Source organism: Ruegeria sp. AO1 (assembly GCF_056535985.1).
Genome location: NZ_JBQFJC010000001.1, coordinates 3,486,007 through 3,507,035 on the forward strand (window position 1 = coordinate 3,486,007; position 21,029 = coordinate 3,507,035).

The window sequence follows — 21,029 nt, forward strand, 5'->3', positions numbered from 1 at the left end:
CCTTCATGCGTTTACTAAAAGAACCGCTGTTCCATTTCTTCCTGATCGGAGCGGCCATATTCATCTGGTTCCACATCGTATCGCCGGAATCCGAAGCAGCCGTAGACAGTGAGAGGATAGAAATTACCGAGCAAGACGTCACGCTGCTGTCTGAACAGTTCGAAGCCCGCTGGAAACGCCCACCCAACACGGCCGAGCTGCAAGCCTTGGTCGACGCCTCAATCCGGGAAGAGGTTCTGGTGCGTGAGGCGAAGAAGCTTGGTCTTGATCGTGGTGACACAGTCATCCGATCCCGACTCAGTCAAAAGATGGGCTTTCTGACCGAAGCGATCGCCGCATCAGTTGTTCCGGAAGACGAAGTTTTAGAGGCGTTTCGTCAGCAAAATCTGGATCAATACACGACACCTCACAAGATTGCTTTCACTCAGGTCTTTCTGGGCGAAAACCCCGCTGATGGCGAAGTCGAACGGGCCTTGGAAGCGTTGCGTGCGCAGCAAGAACCCGCTGATCTCAGCAGATCGACCCTTTTGCCCGCGTCGATGCCGTTGTCAGCCACACGGGTTGTCGACTCGGTTTACGGAAATGGGTTCTCGGATGGTTTGACAACCCTCGCAAAAGGGGAATGGGCCGGTCCGGTTCTGTCGGGCTACGGTGTTCATCTGGTCAAGGTCCTTGAGATTGAACCCAGCAAGAACCCGCCATTGGAAGACATTCACGAGGTTGTTTTGCGGGACTGGCTGCGTGCGACAAGCGAGGATTTGGCGCAGGCGCAATATGAAACACTGGCCCAAGGCTATGAAATCATCGTTCCAGACTTTGCGGAGCTGTCTGAATGAAGGCTGCACTTTGTTTTTTGATCTTGCTGCTGTTTTCATTCACGGCAGGCAAGGCCACCGCGCATGCCCTTGATCCCGGTTACCTGGAAATACGCCAAATCGCGTCGGATAGTTGGAGCGTTCATTGGCGCAAACCGGATGTGAATGGCCGACCGATGGCGATTGACGCTGTATTGCCCGAGGTCTGCACCCCGGCCCGAGGGCCAGACCCGGTGGCCGGGAACAGGGCCTGGGTCTCGTCGTGGGTCACAGAATGCAGCGCGGACATTGCAGGTCAGCCCATTGCGATTGAGGGCTTGGAGACCCAAAACAACGATGTTTTGGTGCGCTTGCATCCGTTGCAGTCAGAACCGCTTACCCTTCGTTTCACGCCGGATGCTGCCGTTCAGACCATACCGGTGGCACAGTCAACATGGTCCGTTTTGGCCGCGTATTCCGTCTTGGGGTTCGAGCATATCCTGGAAGGCTGGGACCACCTTCTGTTTGTCCTTGCCTTGTTTATTCTGGTGCGTGATCGCTGGCGGCTGGTCGGGGCCGTCACCGCGTTTACCCTGGCGCACTCGATCACTTTGGCGCTTGCGACCTTTGGCGTTCTGAACGTTCCTGGGCCACCAGTCGAAGCTGTCATAGCGCTCTCGATCGTTTTTCTGGCGATGGAGATTGCAAAGGATGGCGAAGGCAGGTTCCGACTGTCAAAGGAGAAACCATGGATCGTCTGCTTCGGCTTCGGGCTCTTGCACGGGCTGGGCTTTGCCGGGGCTCTGGCAGATATTGGTCTGCCTGCCAACGACATTCCTGCGGCCCTACTAGCGTTCAACCTTGGCGTTGAAGCCGGGCAGCTGTGTTTCATTGGGGCTTTGGCTCTCGTGGTCGCAGTATGGCGGCAGGTTGCGTTGCCACTGGGCCAAAAGGCCACGATCGTTGCTGCCTATGGCATTGGTTCCGTGTCGATGTATTGGTTGATTGAGCGCACGGCCGGATTTTGACGCGAGGCCCTGCCTTCGGATACTGAACGCGTCTCTGCTTTTGATGACAGCTTCGCGACCTATGTCCAAAACCTGTTTCGTCAAAAAGGGAAAAGGACCCGTAAAAATGACGAAATCATCCGTTAAATCGTCAATTTAGCTCCTGCGAAATGACGATATTCTCCGCCACTCTGGACTGAAAACCAGAAGGAGGAGGCGCGTTATGGGCTGGAATATTTGCATCGTTGGGGCTGGCAAGATTGGGCAGATGATCGCCACGCTGTTGAAGGGGTCGCCAAACTACAGCGTCACGGTTGCGGATCATGATCTCAAGGCCTTGGGCGACATCGCTAGAATTGGGGTAGCGACCAAGCAGATTGATGCCTCGGATATTGAAGGTCTGGCGCAAGGCCTGAAGACGTTTGACGCGGTGATTTCGGCCGCTCCGTTCTTTTTGACACCGAATATCGCGAAAGCTGCTCAGCGGGCCGGGGCGCATTATTTTGACCTGACCGAAGATGTGGCCGCAACCAATGCCGTGCGTGATTTGGCAGAAAACAGCAAGACCGCATTCATGCCCCAATGCGGGTTGGCACCCGGCTTTGTTGGCATCGCGGGGGCGTCCTTGGCGGCCGAGTTTGATGAGATTGACAGCCTGCATATGCGGGTCGGGGCCTTGCCTCTCTTTCCGACCAACGCTTTGAAATACAACCTGACCTGGTCGACCGATGGGCTGATCAACGAATACTGCAACCCGTGCGATGCCATCGTGAACGGCGAGCGGGTGAAGACCGCTCCGTTGGAGGACTATGAGGTCCTGGGCCATGACGGGGTGGAGTATGAGTGTTTCAACACCTCAGGCGGCCTTGGAACCCTTCCTGAAACCCTTGAGGGCAAGGCGCGGGCGGTGTCCTACCGCTCGATCCGCTATCCGGGTCATTGCGATATCCTGAAACTGCTCTTGAACGATCTGGGGCTGGGTCAACGCCGCGATCTTCTGAAAGAGATTTTTGAGGCCGCCCTGCCGCGCACGGATCAGGATGTGGTGCTTGTCTACTGTACTGCCAAGGGCAAGATCGACGGTGCCCTGCGCGAAAAATCCCTGATCAATAAAAGTTTCGCGCGTGAGATCAACGGACAAGTCTGGAGCGCCATTCAGGTCACCACTGCAGCGGGCGTACTCGGCGTGGTTGATCTGATGCGTACGGGCGTTCTGCCTTCGACCGGCTTTGTCCGGCAGGAGCAGGTGAAGCTGTCCGATTTCCTCAATACCGAATTTGGCCGGCTCTATCGGGCGGGCGACGTAACCCCACAGAACAAGGCGGCGTAAAAGATGAAAGACGTTGTGATGACTGCAGAAACCACTCTGGCAAACCTCGATCTGACCGCAGCGGAGCTGACAGGCGGAACGTTGGCGGTAAGGTCTCCGATCGACGGGCGCACCCTGGCTGACGTGCATGAAACACCGGCCTCTGACATGGAGGCCATTCTGGCCAACGCCAAAACGGCCTTCAAAGCGTGGCGCACAGTGCCTGCCCCGCGGCGGGGGGAACTGATCCGCCTGCTGGGTGAGGAATTGCGCGCCGCCAAGGACGATCTGGGCGCTTTGGTCAGTTGGGAGGCGGGAAAGATCACCTCGGAAGGTCTGGGCGAGGTGCAGGAGATGATCGATATCTGTGACTTTGCCGTTGGCCTGTCGCGGCAGCTTTACGGTCTGACCATTGCCTCGGAACGTCCCGGCCACCGGATGATGGAGACATGGCACCCGGCAGGTCCGGTCGGCGTGATCTCTGCCTTCAATTTCCCGGTCGCGGTCTGGTCGTGGAACGCGGCGCTGGCGCTTGTCTGCGGCGATCCGGTGATCTGGAAACCGTCTGAAAAGACGCCTCTGACCGCGATGGCTTGCCAGAAGATCTTTGAACGTGCGCTGGCCCGGTTTGAGGATGCGCCCGACCACCTGCTGCAAACGCTGATTGGCGGCGCTGCTCTGGGTGAAGCTCTGGTGGCCAGCGAAGACGTGCCAGTGATCTCGGCCACCGGCTCGACGCGTATGGGTCGCGCGGTTGCGCCGATTGTGGCGGCGCGGTTCGGCAAGTGCATTCTGGAGCTTGGCGGGAACAACGCGATGATTGTCGGTCCGTCGGCTGATCTGGAAATGGCGGTGCGGGCGATTGTCTTCTCGGCGGTTGGAACGGCGGGTCAGCGCTGCACGACACTGCGCCGCTTGATCGTCCATAACTCGATCAAGGATGAGCTGGTCGCACGTCTGAAGAAAGCCTATGCCGGATTGCCCATTGGTGATCCGATGGCCGAGGGCACGTTGATCGGCCCACTGGTCGATGAGGCTTCGGGCGCGGCGATGACAGCGGCGCTGAAGGCGGCTGAAGCCGAAGGCGGCGTGGTCTTTGGTGGAAAGCGCGTCACCGACGGCGTGCCGGGCGGCGTCTATATGGAGCCTGCCATTGTTGAGATGCCCGGCCAGACAGCAACGGTAAAAACTGAGACCTTCGCGCCGATCCTGTATGTCATGGGCTATGACGATTTCGACGATGCCATCGAGCTTCAGAACGGTGTGCCGCAGGGCCTGTCCTCATGCGTCTTCACCCTGAACATGCGCGAGGCCGAGCAGTTCCTGACAGCCGCCGGATCGGATTGCGGTATCGCCAACGTCAATATCGGCCCGTCCGGCGCCGAGATCGGTGGCGCCTTCGGTGGTGAAAAGGAAACCGGCGGCGGGCGCGAAAGCGGCTCGGACGCGTGGAAGGCCTATATGCGCCGTCAGACCAACACGGTGAACTATTCGGCAGAGCTGCCGCTGGCGCAAGGCGTGAAGTTCGACATCTGAACACTCGTCCGGCGGCGGGGTCACGCCGCCGGGCCGTCAATCTGAAAACAGGTAGTCCAGTTTCATGATGGATTGGGCTGTCTCGGTTTTCACCCCAAGGAACTTGGTGATTGCGGCCTCATTCTCGGCCCGATCCGATGTCTCGCGCAGGCGCAGATAGCCATCAATCCCGGCCTTGCGGATTTCCTCGGACTCGTGTTCCAGATCATTGCGCAGGGTGGGCAACAGGCGTGCGACGGTCTCGGATGGGCTGTTTTCACCTGCCAGGCCGACACGGCGCGCATGGCCGATCAGGTAATCGTCGGAATACTGACACTCGATTTCCAACACATGGGTCTTGGCGGCATCGCCGCAGAAATCCTGAATGGCGTCCAGATTGGCCGGATCAAGGCATAGGGCTAGTTGGTTCGATCCGAAATGATCGAACAGCATCCGAACAACGGCCCGCCTATGACGCGAACGTTTGGTCAGAGTTGTCTCGATCCCGCCTAGATCAGGCAGCGGAGTGTCCTGCTCGTTGAACAGATATTCGACGCAGGGGATGTCGGTGACCGAAGCGATCTGATCCACCAGCCGCTTTGCCACGTGCCACTTTTTGCAGACGATCAGAAACAGCTCTCGTTCCGGGCCCAGCGTATTCCCGGCCTCCCAGAACCGTTGACCGAACCGGCGGCCTACACGTCCACGCCCGGCCAGGAAGGCATAGAGGTTGCGCCCCTCATCCGAGATTGGGAAATCGACACCGGTGCTCGCGTAGAGCGTCCCGAGACGCTCTTTCAGCTCATGCGCTTCGGGGCTGATCTTGCGAGCAAACAGGTAATTCTGCCCCAACAACATGTCGAAGTGATCATTGTAGAAGGTCACCGGCATTCCGTAATCCGAGAACATTAGAAAGGTCAGCGTACGGTTTTCGATTTCGTTCTTCGGGATCAGGTGACGGACCAGCGTCTGAAAGAAGGTCTCGTCGGGAATCCAGGTGGAGGAGAAGAACCGGACCACATCGCGCCGCTGTTTCAGGAAATCCAAAATCATCTCGACCGTGCGGCGGCGCAGGCACCACCACTGGCTGCCGATCATCACCTGAATATCATCCGGGATGTCGCGTGTGACGTTGAAGCGCTTCTGCAACTCGTAAGAGGTATAGAACCGTTTGGGCTGAGTGCGTTCGTTGAAGTAATGGCGGTAAATCAGCCGGTCTTCTTTCATGCCGGTCTTGATCCAGTTGCTGGCAAAAAAGTCGTGGCTTTCTATGAAGTCCGTGTCGTGTTCGTCCAGAAAGTTGTGGGCGTATTCTGCCGTTTTGATGGCCATGCAATCGCCCGAAAGCATGTAGAAATGTGTGGCACGGGGAAAGGCGCTTTCGGCCGCTTGCAGGGCGTGCAGGGTGGCCTGCACCAAAGACCACTCTCCCCAGCCGCATTTGATGCGTTTGGCGGCGAAGGTGACGTTCGGGTTGTCCTTCAGGGCTGTACGAATTCGGTCATAGTCCGACGCCTTGGCCCGCGCATCGAAATGGATCGCCATATAGTCGCCAACGGCGGTCAATTGCTCAGCCTGCGCGATGATCGCGTCGGGGTCCTTGTGACACAGCAATATGTAGGCAATCTTCGCCATGTGGCTCCGCTATTTCCGTTTCTGCCCGTTTACACTCGTGATACTGAGGATGAGCGATTGAATAAACCGAATAGTTTTGGTTCTTTGCTTGTAAAACAACTTGCGCGTAACAAGTTCCGAGATTTTGAGGAGGCATAGCGGATGGGGTTCCCCGGCACCTGGATGACCGAAAGCGAGAGCATGGTGTACCGAGTTGTGCCGAAATGTGCCTGCTCGACTATTGGTCAGATCATGTACTATTCCGATCATGGCCAGTTCTTTGATGGCGACATTCATGATGCCAAGGACGGGATGCACAAATGGGCCTTTGACCACAGCCAAGGCATGATCTCGGCCAATGTGCGCAATCATGGGTCTTTTGCGTTCACCTGTGTGCGCAATCCCTACACGCGGATCCTCAGCTCATTCTTCGACAAAATCTGTGGCATTCAGCGCAACGGCAAGCGGTACCGGGGCAAGCTGGTGCCGACGCTGGTTTATAACTACGGGATCGAGGTTGGTGGTGAAGATGGAAAGGGTGAGTTCGACCAGATCGCCAGTTTCCGCCGCTTCCTTCTGTTTGCGCGGGATACGATCCGGTGGCGCAGGCCGATGGACCCGGATATCCACTGGTCGGCCATGTCGGGGCATGTGTCGACCTTTGTGGTCAACGGCGGGCGCTACGACAACATTTTCTGGACTGAGAAGTTCAACGACGGGATGCAGGACGTTCTGAACCACATCGAGACCTCGCATACCGTAACCTTGTCCGAGATCCCGAGGTTTAACGAATCCGAAGGCCACGGACCCAAGCGCGCTCACCCGGTTGAGGACTATTTCGACGATCTTTCGATGCATCTGGTCTATGAGATTTACAAACAGGATTTCGAGCTGTTCAAATACGATTTCGAAAACCCGGCAAACAAGATGCCGGTGGGTGAGATCGATTTGGATGAAATCCACGCAAAACTCGGGTCGTAGCCCTAGCTGATTTGGGGCAGGGGAACGCTCCCGCCCATCGTCAATGTCTCTGACGAGACATCTTCTCTGCTTGGGCCCGAACGGGGTATCGGCGTAGCCGATGGCTCGGAACGGGCGCGGGAGTATTTGGGATTGTGTCATTGGTCAGCGAGGTCTCGAATCCCAGCTTAGCGGGAGTAGAGGGGCTTCGACGTCCCGTTCGTGGGCGATGAACTGACGCCCAGCTTCTATAGTTTAGATGGGTCTCAAGACGTGTCGGTCGCATGAGTTTATCTCGAAGAGGAAGGTCCGACTATGGGATTGCTCCGTGTACTTCAAAAAAGGCCCCATCCGCTAGGCGGGTGGGGCCTTTGGATTTCGCTCTCGAAGGCGTTACAGCTCGCGTACCGCTCCTTTTGCCGCGCTGGTGGTCAGTTTTGCATAAGCCTTCAGCGCAGTGGACACTTTGCGTTTGCGCGGTGCGGCCGGGGTCCAGCCTTTTTCGTCCTGAACCTTGCGGCGTTCTGCCAGATCCTCATCCGAGACCGCCAAATGGATCGAGCGGGCAGGGATGTCGATTTCGATCTTGTCGCCGGTCTGCACCAAGCCGATGACGCCGCCTTCAGCCGCCTCAGGCGAGACGTGACCAATCGACAGGCCCGATGTGCCGCCCGAGAAACGGCCGTCAGTCAACAGAGCGCAGGCTTTGCCCAAACCTTTGGATTTCAGGTACGAGGTCGGGTACAGCATCTCCTGCATGCCCGGTCCGCCGCGCGGACCTTCGTAGCGGATGACCACCACATCGCCCTCTTTCACCTTGCCGGTCAGGATGTCGCTGACTGCCTGATCCTGGCTTTCGCAGACATAGGCCGTACCGGTGAATTTCAGGATGTTCTCATCCACACCCGCGGTTTTAACGATACACCCGTCACGGGCGATATTTCCGAACAGAACCGCAAGACCACCGTCCTGGCTGAACGCGTGCTCCTTGGAGCGGATGACGCCGCCTTCGCGATCGGTGTCCAGCTCTTTATAGCGGTTCGACTGGCTGAAGGCCTGCGTGGTGCGCACGCCGCCGGGGGCCGCCTTGAACAGCTCTTGTGCCTTCGGGTTGTTGGCTACTTTGATGTCCCAGTTGGCAATCGCCTCGCCCATGGTAGCTGAATGCACGGTGCTGCAGTCTTCGTGCAGCAGCCCGGCGCGGCTCAGCTCTCCGAGGATCGAGAAGATGCCGCCTGCGCGGTGGACGTCCTCCATATGCACGTTCTCGGTGTTGGGTGCGACCTTGCACAGACACGGCACATTGCGGCTAAGGCGGTCCATGTCGGACATGTCGAAATCAACGCCGCCCTCATAAGCGATGGCTAGCAGGTGCAGAACGGTGTTGGTCGATCCGCCCATCGCAATATCCAGCGACATTGCGTTCTCGAACGCATCAAAGGTGGCGATTTCGCGGGGCAGGAAGCCCTTCTCGTCCAGATCGTAGTGCCGTTTGGTGATCTCGACGATGCGGCGACCGGCCTCAAGGAACAGCTCTTTGCGGTCCGAATGGGTCGCCAGGGTCGAGCCGTTGCCGGGCAGGGCCAGACCCAGCGCCTCAGCCAGGCAATTCATCGAGTTCGCGGTGAACATACCCGAGCACGAGCCGCAGGTCGGGCAGGCGTTTTCCTCGATATGTTTGACCTGTTCGTCGGTATATTTGTCGTCCGCTGCGGCAACCATCGCGTCAACCAGGTCGATCTTCTTAACGTCTAAATCGGCGATGTCGATCTTGCCGGCCTCCATCGGACCGCCTGAAACGAAGATCGCCGGAATGTTCAGGCGCATCGCGGCCATAAGCATGCCGGGGGTGATCTTGTCGCAGTTCGAAATACAGACCATCGCGTCGGCGCAGTGCGCGTTGACCATGTATTCCACCGAATCCGCAATCACTTCGCGCGAGGGCAGCGAATAGAGCATGCCGTCGTGACCCATGGCGATGCCGTCATCCACCGCGATGGTGTTGAACTCTTTGGCGACGCCGCCAGCGGCCTCAACCTCGCGCGCGACCATCTGGCCCAGGTCTTTCAGGTGGACGTGGCCGGGCACGAATTGGGTGAATGAGTTGACGATGGCGATGATCGGTTTGCCGAAATCGTCATCCTGCATACCGGTGGCGCGCCACAAGCCGCGGGCACCGGCCATGTTGCGGCCATGGGTAGAAGTTCTGGATCGGTACATTGGCATGATGCTGTTTCCCTTTTGCCCCGGTTGCGATATGCGGGGTGCGTACGTTATAGCGCACGTACCACATGTGCGTTATAACGCACAAGGCAAATCGTTGGGCGCGGATATGGAATCGGACGAAATTACGCTGAAACTAAAGGAAGTGCGGGCAGCATCGGGCCTCAGCCTGTCCAAAGTGGCCGAGTTGACCGGTGTCAGCAAAGCCATGTTGGGCCAGATTGAGCGTGGCGAATCAAGCCCAACCATCGCGACCCTGTGGAAAATCGCCAAGGGGTTTCAAGTTCCGCTGAGCGCCCTGATTGGGACTTCGGATGCGCGCGCGCAGGGCGTGTTCCGGACCGTGACCTTTCCGGGCAGCATTCAGGTCAAGATCGTCTTTCCCTTCGATCCCGCCCTTGGGGCCGAGACCTTCCATGTCGAACTGGCCGCCAATCAAAGCCACGAATCCCCGGCCCATGTCGCCGGGGTGACCGAGGAGGTCTTTGTGCTGAACGGCGCGCTTGAGGTTTTGCAGGATGGCAAATGGGTCGCCCTCAAGGCCGGTGAGGGGCTGCGCTTTGCCGCCGATCTACCGCATGGCTATCGCGCTGGGCCAGATGGGGCGGCCTTTCTGAACATGCATCACTATTTTCAACCGGCCGAGCTGGCCTCGGTCGGGTAGCCCGGCCTTTCAGGATGATATGCAATGACGGATGTGCTGAACAGCCTGACTATCGTGGATGCCGTGGGATCAGCCGGTGCGCTTGTCGTGGTCGCGGCCTATTTTGCGACGCAGATGCGGATGATGAATTCCGACGATCTGGCCTTTCCGGTGATCAATCTGCTGGGGTCGGTGCTGATCGCCTACTCTCTGCTGCACAACTTCAATCTGGCCTCGATGCTGATCGAGGGGTTCTGGATCATCATCAGCGTGATCGGGATAATTCAGTACTTCCGACTGAAACGGGGCGTGGAATAGCGCTAACCCGGCTTGAATACGGCCCTTTGCGCGTATAGGGAAAACTCAACCGCGCTTAGGGGAGGCTTTGATGCAAGACGATCCCAAAACCCTCGTTTCAACCGACTGGCTTGCCGCCCATCTGAAAGACCCGGATCTGCGGATTCTGGACGGATCGTGGTACCTGCCTGCGCAGAACCGTGATGCCAAGGCGGAATATGACGCGGCACATATCCCCGGCGCCCGGTTCTTCGATATCGATGACATTTCAGACCAGCGTTCGGACCTGCCGCATATGGCCCCTCCGGTCGAGAAATTCATGTCGCGCCTGCGCGCCATGGGTGTGGGCGATGGTCATCAGGTGGTGGTCTATGACGGGGCCGGGCTGATGTCGGCCGCGCGCGTCTGGTGGTTGTTCCGCCTGATGGGGCAGGAAAACATCGCCGTTCTGGATGGTGGTCTACCGAAATGGCAGTCTGAGGGGCGCGAGGTTGAAGACCTGCCACCCGTGATCCGGGATCGCCACATGACCGTGCGGGTGCAGAACCATCTGGTTCGGGACGTGACCCAGGTCTCGGCAGCCGCCAAGCTGGCCGATCATGAGATTATCGACGCCCGCTCAGCCCCCCGTTTCGCGGGTGCCGAGGCCGAGCCGCGCGAAGGTCTGCGCTCGGGCCACATCCCGGGATCGCGCAATGTGCCCTTTGGCCAATTGCTGAACAAGAACGGCACGATGAAATCGCCCGAGGATTGCCGCGTCGTGTTCGAGGCCGCAGGCGTGGATTTGTCGAAACCCGCGATCACCTCCTGCGGGTCAGGCGTCACGGCTGCGATCCTCAGCCTTGCGCTGGAGCGCATGGGCAAGAAAGACCACTCGCTTTATGACGGGTCATGGGCCGAATGGGGCGCCTTCCCAACCCTGCCTGTCGCAACCGGAGAGAACTGATGTTCGAGAACCTCAAGCCGCAGCCAGCCGACAAGATCCTGGCGCTGATGCAGATGTACCGTGAAGACCCGCGCGACCAGAAGATTGATCTTGGCGTCGGCGTCTACAAGAACGCCGAAGGCGTGACCCCGGTGATGCGCGCCGTCAAGGCCGCCGAAAAGCGCATTCTCGAAGAGCAGGAGACCAAAGCCTATACCGGTCTGGCAGGTGATCCGGCCTATGCCGATGCGATGATCGGTCTAATCCTCGGCGACGCAGTACCGCGCGCCAATATTGCCGCCGTAGCGACCCCCGGTGGTACCGGCGCCTGCCGTCAGGCGTTTGAGATGATCCGCATGGCCAACCCCGAGGCCCGCGTATTCGTGTCGAACCCGACATGGCCGAACCACCTGTCGATCCTGAACTATCTGGGCATGGAGACTGTCCAGTATCGCTATTTCGATGGCGAAACCCGTGGTGTCGATTTTGATGGCATGATCGAGGACCTGAAAACCGCCAAGGCGGGCGACGTGGTTCTGCTACATGGCTGCTGCCACAACCCGACCGGCGCAAACCTGAACCTCGTACAGTGGCAAGAGGTGGTGAACCTGATCAACGAACTGGGCCTCGTGGCGATGATCGACATCGCCTATCAGGGTTTTGGTGACGGTCTTGAGGAAGACGCGCAGGCGACCCGACTGGTGGCCTCGTCGGTCAAGCGCTGCCTGATCGCGGCGTCCTGCTCGAAGAACTTCGGCGTGTACCGCGAGCGTACCGGCCTTCTGATGGCGATCAGCGATGATGCGGCGCAAACCTCGCTGAACCAGTCGACGCTGGCCTTCCTGAACCGCCAGAACTACTCGTTCCCGCCGGATCACGGCGCGCGCGTTGTAACCACGATCCTGACCGATGACGCCCTGCGTGCCGACTGGCAAGCCGAACTGGAAGAGGTGCGCCTGTCCATGCTGGGCCTGCGTCAGCAGCTGGCGGATGAGCTTCAGCGCCTGACCGGGTCGGATCGGTTCAGCTTTGTCGCGCAGCACCGCGGTATGTTCTCGCGTCTGGGTGCAGCACCTGAGCTGGTCGAGAAACTGCGTGCGGACCACGGGATCTACATGGTCGGCGACAGCCGGTTGAACATCGCCGGTCTGAACGCAAACACAGTGCCTATTTTGGCAAAAGCGATCGTGGATGTGGGCTGCTAAGCTACCCTTTGAAAATCAAGAAAGCCGCGAAATTCGCGGCTTTTTTGCTTTGGCGGTCAGGACTTGATCCAAGCCCAGGCTTTATCAAGTTCGTCGGTGGTAAAGTGCTTTTCACCGATATCGAGCATGGCGGCAAATTTCGCGTCGATCTCGACCAAATGACCCAAGAACACGCTGTCAGCGACAATCGCCAGCTTACCAAGTTTCTTCACATTCTTGATGATCCATTTCAGATCAGTCATTGCGGCCTCAAATGTGGCAGAGACCCCTTTGTCGACGACCACTAGCACGCTGATCTTGGCGTGATCATTTAGTATGTCTTCGGCTTTTTCGATCAATTCACGTTCCTGCGTGATGTCGATTTTGCCGGAAATTTCTAGGCCGAGGATATTGCCCTCGCTTTGGTCCAGCACCTTGTACATAACTCTCTCCCGATCTGATGTACGTCTTTGCGACCGTTGATTGGTCGGCTGTGTTCAGTGTTCAGCCATATACCAGAGTTGAGGGTGCAAGGGGTCAACCAAAAGTAAAATGGCCCGGCATTGCGCCGAGCCATTCCAATGGTTTTGTAAGTGGCACTTACCCTTTCGAGAACTCGGGGTAAGCTTCCATGCCCAGTTCCGCCATGTCGAGGCCGTTGATCTCGTCCTCTTCGCTGACGCGGATGCCAAGGATGGCTTTCAGGATGGTCCACAGGATCAGTGCGCCAACAAAGGTGAACACACCGTAGGCCGCGATACCCAGCAGCTGGGTGCCCAGAGACGCCTCGCCGTAGAAGATGACGGCGATGGTGCCCCAGATGCCTGCGAACAGGTGAACCGGGATTGCGCCGACAACGTCGTCCAGCTTGAACTTGTCCAGCAGCGGGACAGTGAAGACCACGATGATACCGCCAACTGCACCGATCCACAGCGCACCGAACAGGGTCGGGGCAAGAGGTTCAGCGGTGATCGAAACCAGACCAGCCAGTGCGCCGTTCAGCACCATGGTCAGGTCAGGCTTTTTGTACAGCAGTTGGGTCAGGATCAGCGCGGTTACGGCACCGGATGCAGCTGCCATGTTGGTGTTGGCAAAGATGCGCGATACGTCCGTCACATCGCCCACGGTGCCCATCGCCAGCTGCGAGCCGCCGTTAAAGCCGAACCAACCCAGCCACAGGATGAACGTACCCAAAGTTGCCAGCGCCAGGTTCGAACCGGGCATCGGATGCACTTTGCCGTCCTTGTACTTGCCGATACGCGGGCCCAGAACGATCACGCCTGCGAGGGCTGCCCAGCCACCGACCGAGTGTACAACGGTCGAACCAGCGAAATCCGAGAAGCCAGCTTCAGACAACCAGCCGCCGCCCCACTGCCAGGAACCCGAGATCGGGTACAGGATACCGGTCAGAACGACTACGAAGATAAGGAAAGGGAACAGCTTGATCCGCTCGGCCACGGCCCCCGACACGATGGACGCGGTTGCAGCCACAAAGACCAGCTGGAAGAAGAAGTCCGACCCGATCGAGGCATAGTCCAAAGCAGCCTCGGCAGGGTCCACACCAACCGGGTCAAGCACGGTTGGGCCACCGATGGCAAAGAAGCCGTTGAAGTCGCCAGGGTACATCGTGTTGAAGCCAACCAGCCAGTACATGATCGCGGCAATGGAGAACAGCGCCACGTTCTTGATCATCTGCATGGCCACGTTCTTGGAACGCACCAGACCGCCTTCCAGCATGGCAAAGCCTGCCGCCATGAAGAAGACCAGGAAGCCCGCCATCAGGAACAGCAGGGTGGTGAAGATATACTGGGTGTGCAGCGCAGCTTCGCCTTCGGCGGCAGCCTCTTGCGCCAGACCCATCTGCGGCAGCGCGACAATCGCAGCAGCAGGGATGAGAGATTTCATCAGGTTCATAGTCAGTCCTCGAATGATAGTGAGTGTGGGCGCCTTACAGCGCCTCTTCGTTCGTTTCCCCAGTCCGCACGCGCATGGCCTGCTCGACATCGAGGACGAAAATCTTGCCGTCACCGATCTTGCCGGTCTTGGCGGTGTTGGTGATGGTCTCAACGATCTGATCGGCCATCGTTGCAGGTACCACGATCTCAAGTTTGATCTTGGGTACGAAGTTCACGGCGTATTCCGCGCCACGGTAGATTTCGGTGTGACCGGATTGCGAGCCGAAGCCCTTGATTTCGGTCACCATCATGCCGCGTACGCCCGCTTCGGTCAGTGCCTCGCGCACCTCCTCGAGCTTGAACGGCTTGATTGTCGCAATGATCAGTTTCACGTCTGTCCCCTCTACTACTCCGGATCGGGCCGGCTTGTTTGCACGTGCAGAAAAAGAGCGCGTGTCGGGGCGTTAAGGAACGATTCCCCGACGTGAAACCGACTGAAAATGACGCTATATTGCACAATTTTTGCACAAACAGTGCTTGATGATTAAAAAATAGGCGAAAATGGGAAGGGTAGTTCCGGAAAATCGGATCTCAACATAGGCGGGACGTCAGGGTATGGTGAGGCAAAAGTATAACGGGCAGAGTTTGAGCATGTCTGAGTCCAAGCGCCGCAAACCGACACTGGTCGCGGATAAAAGATACCCTTCGAAGGCGCGCAAACCTTCGACGACCAAGCGGGCTGCCAAGCCTGCGGGCAAGAAGTCGACCGCCCGAAAGACCACGACCCGCAAGACGGCACGGAAGAAAACGCGCAAGCGGTCGGGCGGCAATGGCGGAGGTTTTTTCCGTCGTCTGTTCCGCTGGATCTGGCGGCTGGTCTGGGGCGTGACATGGCGCGTTGGGGCCGTGGTCGCCATGCTGATCGCGCTGGCGGTCGGGGTGGTCTATACCTCGCTGCCCGATGTCGATGCCTTGTTGGATGGTCGCGCACGCGGCTCGGTGACGATGCTGGACCGCGATGGCAAGGTTTTTGCCTGGCGCGGAGACCAGTTCGGCGGGGTGATCACCGCCGATACCGTCTCGCCCCACCTCAAGAACGCGGTCATCGCTACCGAGGATAAACGGTTCTACCGTCATTTCGGCGTCAGCCCACGTGGTGTGGCCAGCGCAGTGCGTATCAACCTGAGCGAAGGGCGCGGCCCGCTCTCGGGTCATGGCGGCTCGACCATCACGCAGCAGACGGCCAAGCTGCTGTGTCTGGGTGTGCCTTACGATCCTGCCGAGTGGGAGTCGGAGGCCGCTTATGAAGCGGATTGCCGTCAGGGCTCGCTCTGGCGCAAAGGCAAAGAGGCGATTTATGCGCTGGCGATGGAGGTGAAATACTCCAAGGACGAAATCCTGACGATCTACCTGAACCGCGCGTTTCTGGGTGCAGGTGCACGTGGGTTCGAAGCGGCCAGCCAGCGCTATTTCGGAAAGTCCGCGGCCGAGGTCTCTCCGGCAGAAGCCGCGATGTTGGCCGGGCTTTTGGTGGCCCCATCGCGATATGCGCCGACGAACAACCTGCAGCGCTCGCAGGATCGGGCGCGACTTGTGGTTGGGCTGATGGAAGCGCAGGGCTACCTGTCCGGCGCGCAGGCCAGCGAAGCGCGTGCCCGTCCTGCGCAACTGTCTGAGGCCGCCGCTGCCCGTGCAGGCGGCTATTTCGCCGATTGGGTCATGGCCAGCGGACCCGAGTTCTTCACCCGTAACACCACCGAGGATGTGGTGATCCGCACGACATTAGATCCGCGCATCCAGACCTCGGCGGAAGAGGCGCTGCAATTCATCTTTCAGGAAAAGGTCCGGGAAGGATCCAAAGCGCAGGCCGCGATTGTCGTGATGTCGGCGGATGGGGCGGTGCGCGCCATGGTCGGTGGCCGCAAAACCCGCGTCTCGGGCGCGTTCAACCGCGCGACACAGGCGCTGCGGCAGACCGGGTCGTCGTTCAAGCCTTTTGTCTACGCTACTGCGCTGGAGCTTGGGTATTCGCCCTATGATACGGTGATGGATGAGCCCTACTGCGTGAACATCCCCGGATCGGGTCAATGGTGCCCCAAGAACTACACCAACAAATACTACGGGCAGGTCACGCTGGCGGATGCGCTCAAGAACTCTCTGAACATCCCCGCGGTGAAAGTGGCCGAGATTTCGGGCCTCGACAATGTGCGCACCGTCGCCACCGGTTTCGGGATCGCCAGCGATCTCGCGCAAGGCCCCGCGCTGGCGTTGGGCGCATCGGAAAGCACGCTGATCGAGATGACGGGTGCTTATGCGGGTATTCTGAACGGCGGCTCGTCGGTTGAACCCTACGGCCTGACCGAGTTGAAGCTGCTGGGCGATGAAACCCCGGTGATGGTGACGACTACAGGGATTGGTGAGCGGGTGATCAATGACAAAGCCGCCAAGGAACTGATCTGGATGATGGAGCGCGTCGTGTCCGAGGGCACAGGTGGCCGCGCCCAGCTGCCGGGGTGGCAGGTGGCAGGCAAGACCGGAACAACACAGGCGGCGCGGGATGCGTGGTTCATCGGGTTCACGGCCGACTACGTGGCCGGTGTCTGGATGGGCTATGACGACAACACGCCCCTGTCCGGTGTCACCGGAGGCGGGCTGCCGGCCGAAATCTGGAAAGAGACGATGCTGCGCGTGACCGAAGGGATGACGCCCACGCCTCTGCCGATGATCGCGCCAGAGCCGCCGGTGCAGGTCGCGCAACCTCAGCCCCGCCGCAAACAGGGCGGAGGGTTTGAACGCGCCATCAACAACCTGATCCGGGATATCTTCGGCGGCAACTAAAGCGCCGCGGTCCAAACACAAAAAAAGGCGGCACACTAGGTGCCGCCTTTTTCAATTCAAACGTGATCTGGGATCAGACGCTGGCGTCCAGCGCTGCCAGAATTGCGTCGCCCATTTCCGAGGTTGTAACCGGGGTCACGCCTTCATCTGCCAGCAGGTCTGCGGTGCGAACGCCGTCGGCCAGCACTTTCTCAATCGCGGCTTCCAGACGGTCGGCCTCGGCCCCCTGATCAAAGCTGTAGCGCAGCGCCATTGCAAAGCTGAGAATACAGGCGATCGGGTTGGCTTTGCCTTCGCCCGCGATATCGGGGGCCGAGCCGTGGACCGGCTCGTACATCGCCTTCGGGCGGCCATTGGCCATCGGGGCACCCAGCGACGCCGACGGCAGCATACCCAGCGAGCCTGTCAGCATTGCGGCGCAGTCCGACAGGATGTCGCCGAACAGGTTGTCGGTCACGATCACGTCGAACTGTTTGGGTGCCCGCACCAGCTGCATCGCACCGTTGTCGGCATACATATGGGTGACTTCGACTTCGGGGTAATCCTTGGCGACCTCGTTCACCACTTCGCGCCACAGAATGCCCGATTCCATAACATTGGCTTTTTCCATCGAGCACAGCTTCTTGTTCCGGCGCATCGCCAGTTCAAAGGCCGAGCGCGCTGCACGTTCGATCTCGGATTCGGTATAGCGCTGGGTGTTGATGCCCACGCGCTCATTGCCTTCCTCGAAGATGCCGCGCGGCTCGCCGAAATAGATGCCCGAGGTCAGCTCGCGCACGATCATGATATCCAGACCGGCTACAACATCGGTTTTCAGCGACGAGAAATCCGCCAGCGCGTCAAAGCACTGCGCCGGGCGCAGGTTCGAATACAGGTCCATCTCCTTGCGCAAACGCAGCAAGCCGCGTTCGGGCTTCAGGCTGAAGTCCAGATCGTCGTATTTCGGGCCTCCAACAGCGCCCAGCAGAACCGCGTCTACCTCTTGCGCCTTGGCCATGGTCTCATCCGACAGGGGCTTGCCGTGGGCGTCATAGGCCGCACCGCCGACCAGATCCTCGCTCACGTCAAAGTGAAGGCCGCGATTGGTGTCGAACCAAGAGATGATTCTGCGCACTTCGGCCATAACTTCCGGGCCAATTCCGTCTCCGGGCAGGATGAGGAGCGAGGGGTTGGACATCGACAGTCTCCTTGCGTTTTGTCGCAAAGGGCCTAGCGTCTGCGCCGCACCGGGTCAATGAGACGATCCGGATGAATCACGAGGAAAATACATGTTGATACCGGGAAATCCCGCCCCAGGCCTAAAAATTGAAACAGTCGGGCACGGGGTGTTCGATCTTGAGGCCGACAAAGGCGAAAACGGAACGCTGGTGATCCAGTATCGGGGATTGCATTGCCCGATCTGTATCAAGCAGATGACCGAGGTCGAAGCGGCGCTGGATGATTTTGCCACGCTGGGCGTCGAGGTCATCATGATCACCACCGATACCGCCGACCGCGCGGCCGAGGCTGCTGAAAAGGCCGGTGTGTCCCGTCTGCGTGTCGGGCACAGCCTGCCTCTGGCCGCCGCGCGTGAGGATTGGGGCCTGAACATCTCAACCGCGCGTGAAGGCAGTGCCGAGCCCGCTTTCTTTGCCGAGCCGGGGCATTTTTACATCGCTACGGACCGGACGCTGTATTACGCGTGGCAGCAGACAACGCCATTTGGACGTCCGGCCATGGCGGACATTGTTGGTGGTCTGAAATTCACCCTCGGAAACAACTATCCTGCGCGTGGTACCTATACCGGACCGCTCTAGGCCTTTTATGGCAAAGCGACATCTACCCACACCACCCGGTGACGGCTGGCGCGCTGCGCGGTATCGCGCATCTGGTCCTCGGGGCTGGGCCAGAACACGCCCGAGTTAACAACCTGCAGGTCAGCTGAGGGCAGGACATAGTCCACCCTCAGTTCTCCGACGGCTTTCCAGTTCACAGTTGCGGCGTCGCCCTCTGCGGTCTTGGGCTGTGGGTCCTGCAGACGCGGATCGGAGATAAGCGCGGCGATAGTCTCGGTGCGTCCGCCGCTCTTGCCTGGGTCCAGATTGGCGTCGCCTGCGATAACAAAAGGGCCGTCCGGAACGGGGCCAAGCCGCCCGTCCAGCAGCAGGGACCAGAACCGGATCTCATCGCGATTGCGCAGGCCGTTGCGGTCCTCTGGCCCGTCGAAGACCGGCGGAGTGGCGTGAAAGGTCATCAGATTCAGATGACCAAAAGGCGTGGTGACGGGAACCACCCAATGCCCAGTGGAGGACAGCCTCTGCGCCGCTTGCGCCTGCGCTGACGGGTAGGGCGCGCCATTCACGACCGGCAGTTCAGCACCTGGAAGTTCGGACCACAACAGAGGCGCAAAATCCTGCGTCTCGTCCTGTGCGATATCATACCGGGACAGAACGGCCAGCCCACCATGACCCGTAAACAAGCCCCAACCCTGCGAGTCGCCCGGTCCTTGGGTGCGCTCGTCTCCGTCCAGGTCCAGCCCGCTGTCTATCCCGGTATTGGGCTGCGCGGCAAAATGATGTGGATAGTCCAGACCGGCCGCGCGCAGCTCGTCGATCAAAGCGGCCAGCGCCTGGCCACCCAAATCCCAATCGATCCCCTGCAACGCCAGAATGTCGGGCTGGACGGCCACCAAGACGTCAACGACGGCCTGAACCTGATCGTCATCTCGCTGAATATCACGCAGCAGCAACCCGGGGCCTTTACGGCTGAGTTCGGTGTTGTAGGTGGCAACGCGCACAGTCTCTGCCTGTGCGGCCAGAGGCAGCATCAGCAGGATCAGGGTACGGATCATGCGGTCTGAGTGGACTCGGTCGTGGAATAGGCGCGGCGTTTCTCGACGATCAGCCCGGCGATCCGAAGGGTCGCCATGCCGCGCATGATCATGCTTGCGGGCAGGAAGGCCCAGGCGCACATGGTCCAGATTAGGGTCTGGGGGTTGCTCAGCGAGATCGGGAGCAAGACATTTGTCAGCAGTTTCATCACTGCCGGGATCAGGAAGGGCAAAAGGATGCCAATGCAGATGTTCAGGCGCCCATCGCGCTGCAGGCGTGTTACCACGTCACCGCCCTTGGTCGGGTCGAACAGAGGCAGGTTTGTCCACACATTGAACGCCCCGTTTCCAGTCGGCCAGCCGCGCAGTTTCACAGCATAGGCGAAGCTTGCGATGGTCACCAATGCGGCCATGTAGGCGATGCTGGCAGCGACACGCACAAGCTCAACCAGCGGCTGGGCAGCATCTGCGGGCAGCATCAAAACGATCAACCGAACCGGCGAATAGGGAAAATCGACTACATTCGCGACGGACAAGCCCATCGCGTAGGAAAAGCGGGTCATTTCAGTCGGCGCATAGGCGTTTTTGCAGATCAGCGTCAGGAACGTGACCATCGACATCAGGCCAACGAAGCGCAAACGGTTCACCGGCGGCGCATCACGGAATTCGATAAAGCTGGGGAAGGCCGAGTTATATTCGGCAAAGGTCAGGATGAACGCGAGGATCGCGAGGAAGACAATGACCTCGGTCCCGTTCGTCGATGAAACTGGCAGGTACAACGCGGGGGTCAACACCATAACGGCGACCAAAATCCCACGTATCGCCGCCCCTGTCGTGCGTGCAATCACTATCCGAACCCTTTTTCAAACCGGAACCAGCCAATTCTGTGTCGGCTTCATTCCAACTTGTGCCCGTCGCCTGCGTTTTATGACGGATACCTCTTTCGACCAAACATGGACGATAAGCGGTAATTCGCTCAAGCCAGGGTGCAGATAACACGTGATTTCGGGCAAAAT

At 59.0% G+C, this 21,029-nt stretch carries 19 protein-coding genes; 11 read left to right on the forward strand and 8 right to left on the reverse strand.

Features of this window, described 5'->3' with window-relative positions:
- Positions 1 to 5: 5 nt before the first annotated feature.
- The 4 genes from ACR3FB_RS17340 to amaB all read left to right on the forward strand — a co-directional run bounded on the left by ACR3FB_RS17340 (position 6) and on the right by amaB (position 4,646).
- The gene (locus tag ACR3FB_RS17340; protein WP_425084754.1) at positions 6 to 836 is read left to right on the forward strand and encodes a peptidyl-prolyl cis-trans isomerase; all 831 of its coding nucleotides are present in this window, start codon (positions 6 to 8) and stop codon (positions 834 to 836) included.
- The gene (locus ACR3FB_RS17345; protein WP_425084755.1) at positions 833 to 1,822 is read left to right on the forward strand and encodes a HupE/UreJ family protein; all 990 of its coding nucleotides are present in this window, start codon (positions 833 to 835) and stop codon (positions 1,820 to 1,822) included. Before ACR3FB_RS17340 ends, ACR3FB_RS17345 begins: the two co-directional genes overlap by 4 nt.
- Before the next feature lie 202 nt (positions 1,823 to 2,024).
- A complete protein-coding gene (locus ACR3FB_RS17350; protein WP_425084756.1) occupies positions 2,025 to 3,131 on the forward strand; it encodes a saccharopine dehydrogenase family protein in 1,107 nt (368 codons plus the stop codon).
- A gap of 18 nt (positions 3,132 to 3,149) precedes the next feature.
- A complete protein-coding gene (gene amaB / locus ACR3FB_RS17355) occupies positions 3,150 to 4,646 on the forward strand; it encodes an L-piperidine-6-carboxylate dehydrogenase (protein WP_425084914.1) in 1,497 nt (498 codons plus the stop codon).
- A 36-nt stretch (positions 4,647 to 4,682) separates the two neighbouring features.
- Here amaB and ACR3FB_RS17360 read toward each other — a convergent pair whose 3' ends face one another.
- Positions 4,683 to 6,260 (reverse strand): DUF5928 domain-containing protein, encoded by a 1,578-nt coding sequence (locus tag ACR3FB_RS17360; protein ID WP_480566322.1) that lies wholly within the window; start codon positions 6,258 to 6,260, stop codon positions 4,683 to 4,685.
- 141 nt (positions 6,261 to 6,401) lie between these two features.
- Between ACR3FB_RS17360 and ACR3FB_RS17365 the strand changes: the two genes are divergently transcribed.
- On the forward strand, positions 6,402 to 7,220 hold the full coding sequence (locus tag ACR3FB_RS17365; RefSeq protein WP_480566323.1) for a sulfotransferase family protein: 819 nt from the start codon (positions 6,402 to 6,404) through the stop codon (positions 7,218 to 7,220).
- 372 nt (positions 7,221 to 7,592) lie between these two features.
- On the opposite strand, the gene ilvD is transcribed toward ACR3FB_RS17365, so the two are convergent.
- Positions 7,593 to 9,425: a dihydroxy-acid dehydratase gene (gene ilvD, locus ACR3FB_RS17370; RefSeq protein ID WP_480566325.1), complete on the reverse strand. Its 1,833-nt coding sequence runs from the start codon at positions 9,423 to 9,425 to the stop codon at positions 7,593 to 7,595.
- A 106-nt stretch (positions 9,426 to 9,531) separates the two neighbouring features.
- Between ilvD and ACR3FB_RS17375 the strand changes: the two genes are divergently transcribed.
- The 4 genes from ACR3FB_RS17375 (at position 9,532) to ACR3FB_RS17390 (ending at position 12,492) form a co-directional block, all read left to right on the forward strand.
- Positions 9,532 to 10,086, forward strand: a complete 555-nt coding sequence (locus ACR3FB_RS17375) for a helix-turn-helix domain-containing protein (protein ID WP_480566326.1) — start codon at positions 9,532 to 9,534, stop codon at positions 10,084 to 10,086.
- A gap of 24 nt (positions 10,087 to 10,110) precedes the next feature.
- Positions 10,111 to 10,383, forward strand: a complete 273-nt coding sequence (locus ACR3FB_RS17380) for a CBU_0592 family membrane protein (protein WP_170464012.1) — start codon at positions 10,111 to 10,113, stop codon at positions 10,381 to 10,383.
- A 70-nt stretch (positions 10,384 to 10,453) separates the two neighbouring features.
- A complete protein-coding gene (gene sseA / locus ACR3FB_RS17385) occupies positions 10,454 to 11,308 on the forward strand; it encodes a 3-mercaptopyruvate sulfurtransferase (protein WP_480566328.1) in 855 nt (284 codons plus the stop codon).
- On the forward strand, positions 11,308 to 12,492 hold the full coding sequence (locus ACR3FB_RS17390) for an amino acid aminotransferase (RefSeq protein WP_170640712.1): 1,185 nt from the start codon (positions 11,308 to 11,310) through the stop codon (positions 12,490 to 12,492). Before sseA ends, ACR3FB_RS17390 begins: the two co-directional genes overlap by 1 nt.
- A 56-nt stretch (positions 12,493 to 12,548) precedes the next feature.
- On the opposite strand, the gene ACR3FB_RS17395 is transcribed toward ACR3FB_RS17390, so the two are convergent.
- From ACR3FB_RS17395 to ACR3FB_RS17405, 3 genes are all read right to left on the reverse strand, one after another.
- A complete protein-coding gene (locus ACR3FB_RS17395) occupies positions 12,549 to 12,914 on the reverse strand; it encodes a SpoIIAA family protein (RefSeq protein WP_480566329.1) in 366 nt (121 codons plus the stop codon).
- A gap of 157 nt (positions 12,915 to 13,071) precedes the next feature.
- Positions 13,072 to 14,385: an ammonium transporter gene (locus ACR3FB_RS17400; protein WP_419740654.1), complete on the reverse strand. Its 1,314-nt coding sequence runs from the start codon at positions 14,383 to 14,385 to the stop codon at positions 13,072 to 13,074.
- Positions 14,386 to 14,419: 34 nt separating this feature from the next.
- Positions 14,420 to 14,758 (reverse strand): P-II family nitrogen regulator, encoded by a 339-nt coding sequence (locus tag ACR3FB_RS17405; protein WP_170379789.1) that lies wholly within the window; start codon positions 14,756 to 14,758, stop codon positions 14,420 to 14,422.
- Between the two features lie 259 nt (positions 14,759 to 15,017).
- Here ACR3FB_RS17405 and ACR3FB_RS17410 point away from each other — a divergent pair, with 259 nt between their 5' ends.
- Complete coding sequence (locus tag ACR3FB_RS17410) at positions 15,018 to 17,204, forward strand: PBP1A family penicillin-binding protein (protein ID WP_170555189.1); 2,187 nt, start codon at positions 15,018 to 15,020, stop codon at positions 17,202 to 17,204.
- A 73-nt stretch (positions 17,205 to 17,277) separates the two neighbouring features.
- Here the strand turns inward: ACR3FB_RS17410 and leuB are convergent, their stop codons facing one another.
- Positions 17,278 to 18,381: a 3-isopropylmalate dehydrogenase gene (leuB, locus tag ACR3FB_RS17415; protein ID WP_480566330.1), complete on the reverse strand. Its 1,104-nt coding sequence runs from the start codon at positions 18,379 to 18,381 to the stop codon at positions 17,278 to 17,280.
- A 91-nt stretch (positions 18,382 to 18,472) separates the two neighbouring features.
- Between leuB and ACR3FB_RS17420 the strand changes: the two genes are divergently transcribed.
- Positions 18,473 to 19,000 (forward strand): redoxin domain-containing protein, encoded by a 528-nt coding sequence (locus tag ACR3FB_RS17420; protein ID WP_425084764.1) that lies wholly within the window; start codon positions 18,473 to 18,475, stop codon positions 18,998 to 19,000.
- Between the two features lie 5 nt (positions 19,001 to 19,005).
- On the opposite strand, the gene ACR3FB_RS17425 is transcribed toward ACR3FB_RS17420, so the two are convergent.
- Both ACR3FB_RS17425 and ACR3FB_RS17430 read right to left on the reverse strand, forming a co-directional pair.
- A complete protein-coding gene (locus ACR3FB_RS17425; RefSeq protein ID WP_480566331.1) occupies positions 19,006 to 20,034 on the reverse strand; it encodes an endonuclease/exonuclease/phosphatase family protein in 1,029 nt (342 codons plus the stop codon).
- A complete protein-coding gene (locus ACR3FB_RS17430) occupies positions 20,031 to 20,861 on the reverse strand; it encodes a hypothetical protein (RefSeq protein ID WP_170379780.1) in 831 nt (276 codons plus the stop codon). Before ACR3FB_RS17430 ends, ACR3FB_RS17425 begins: the two co-directional genes overlap by 4 nt.
- Positions 20,862 to 21,029 lie beyond the last annotated feature (168 nt).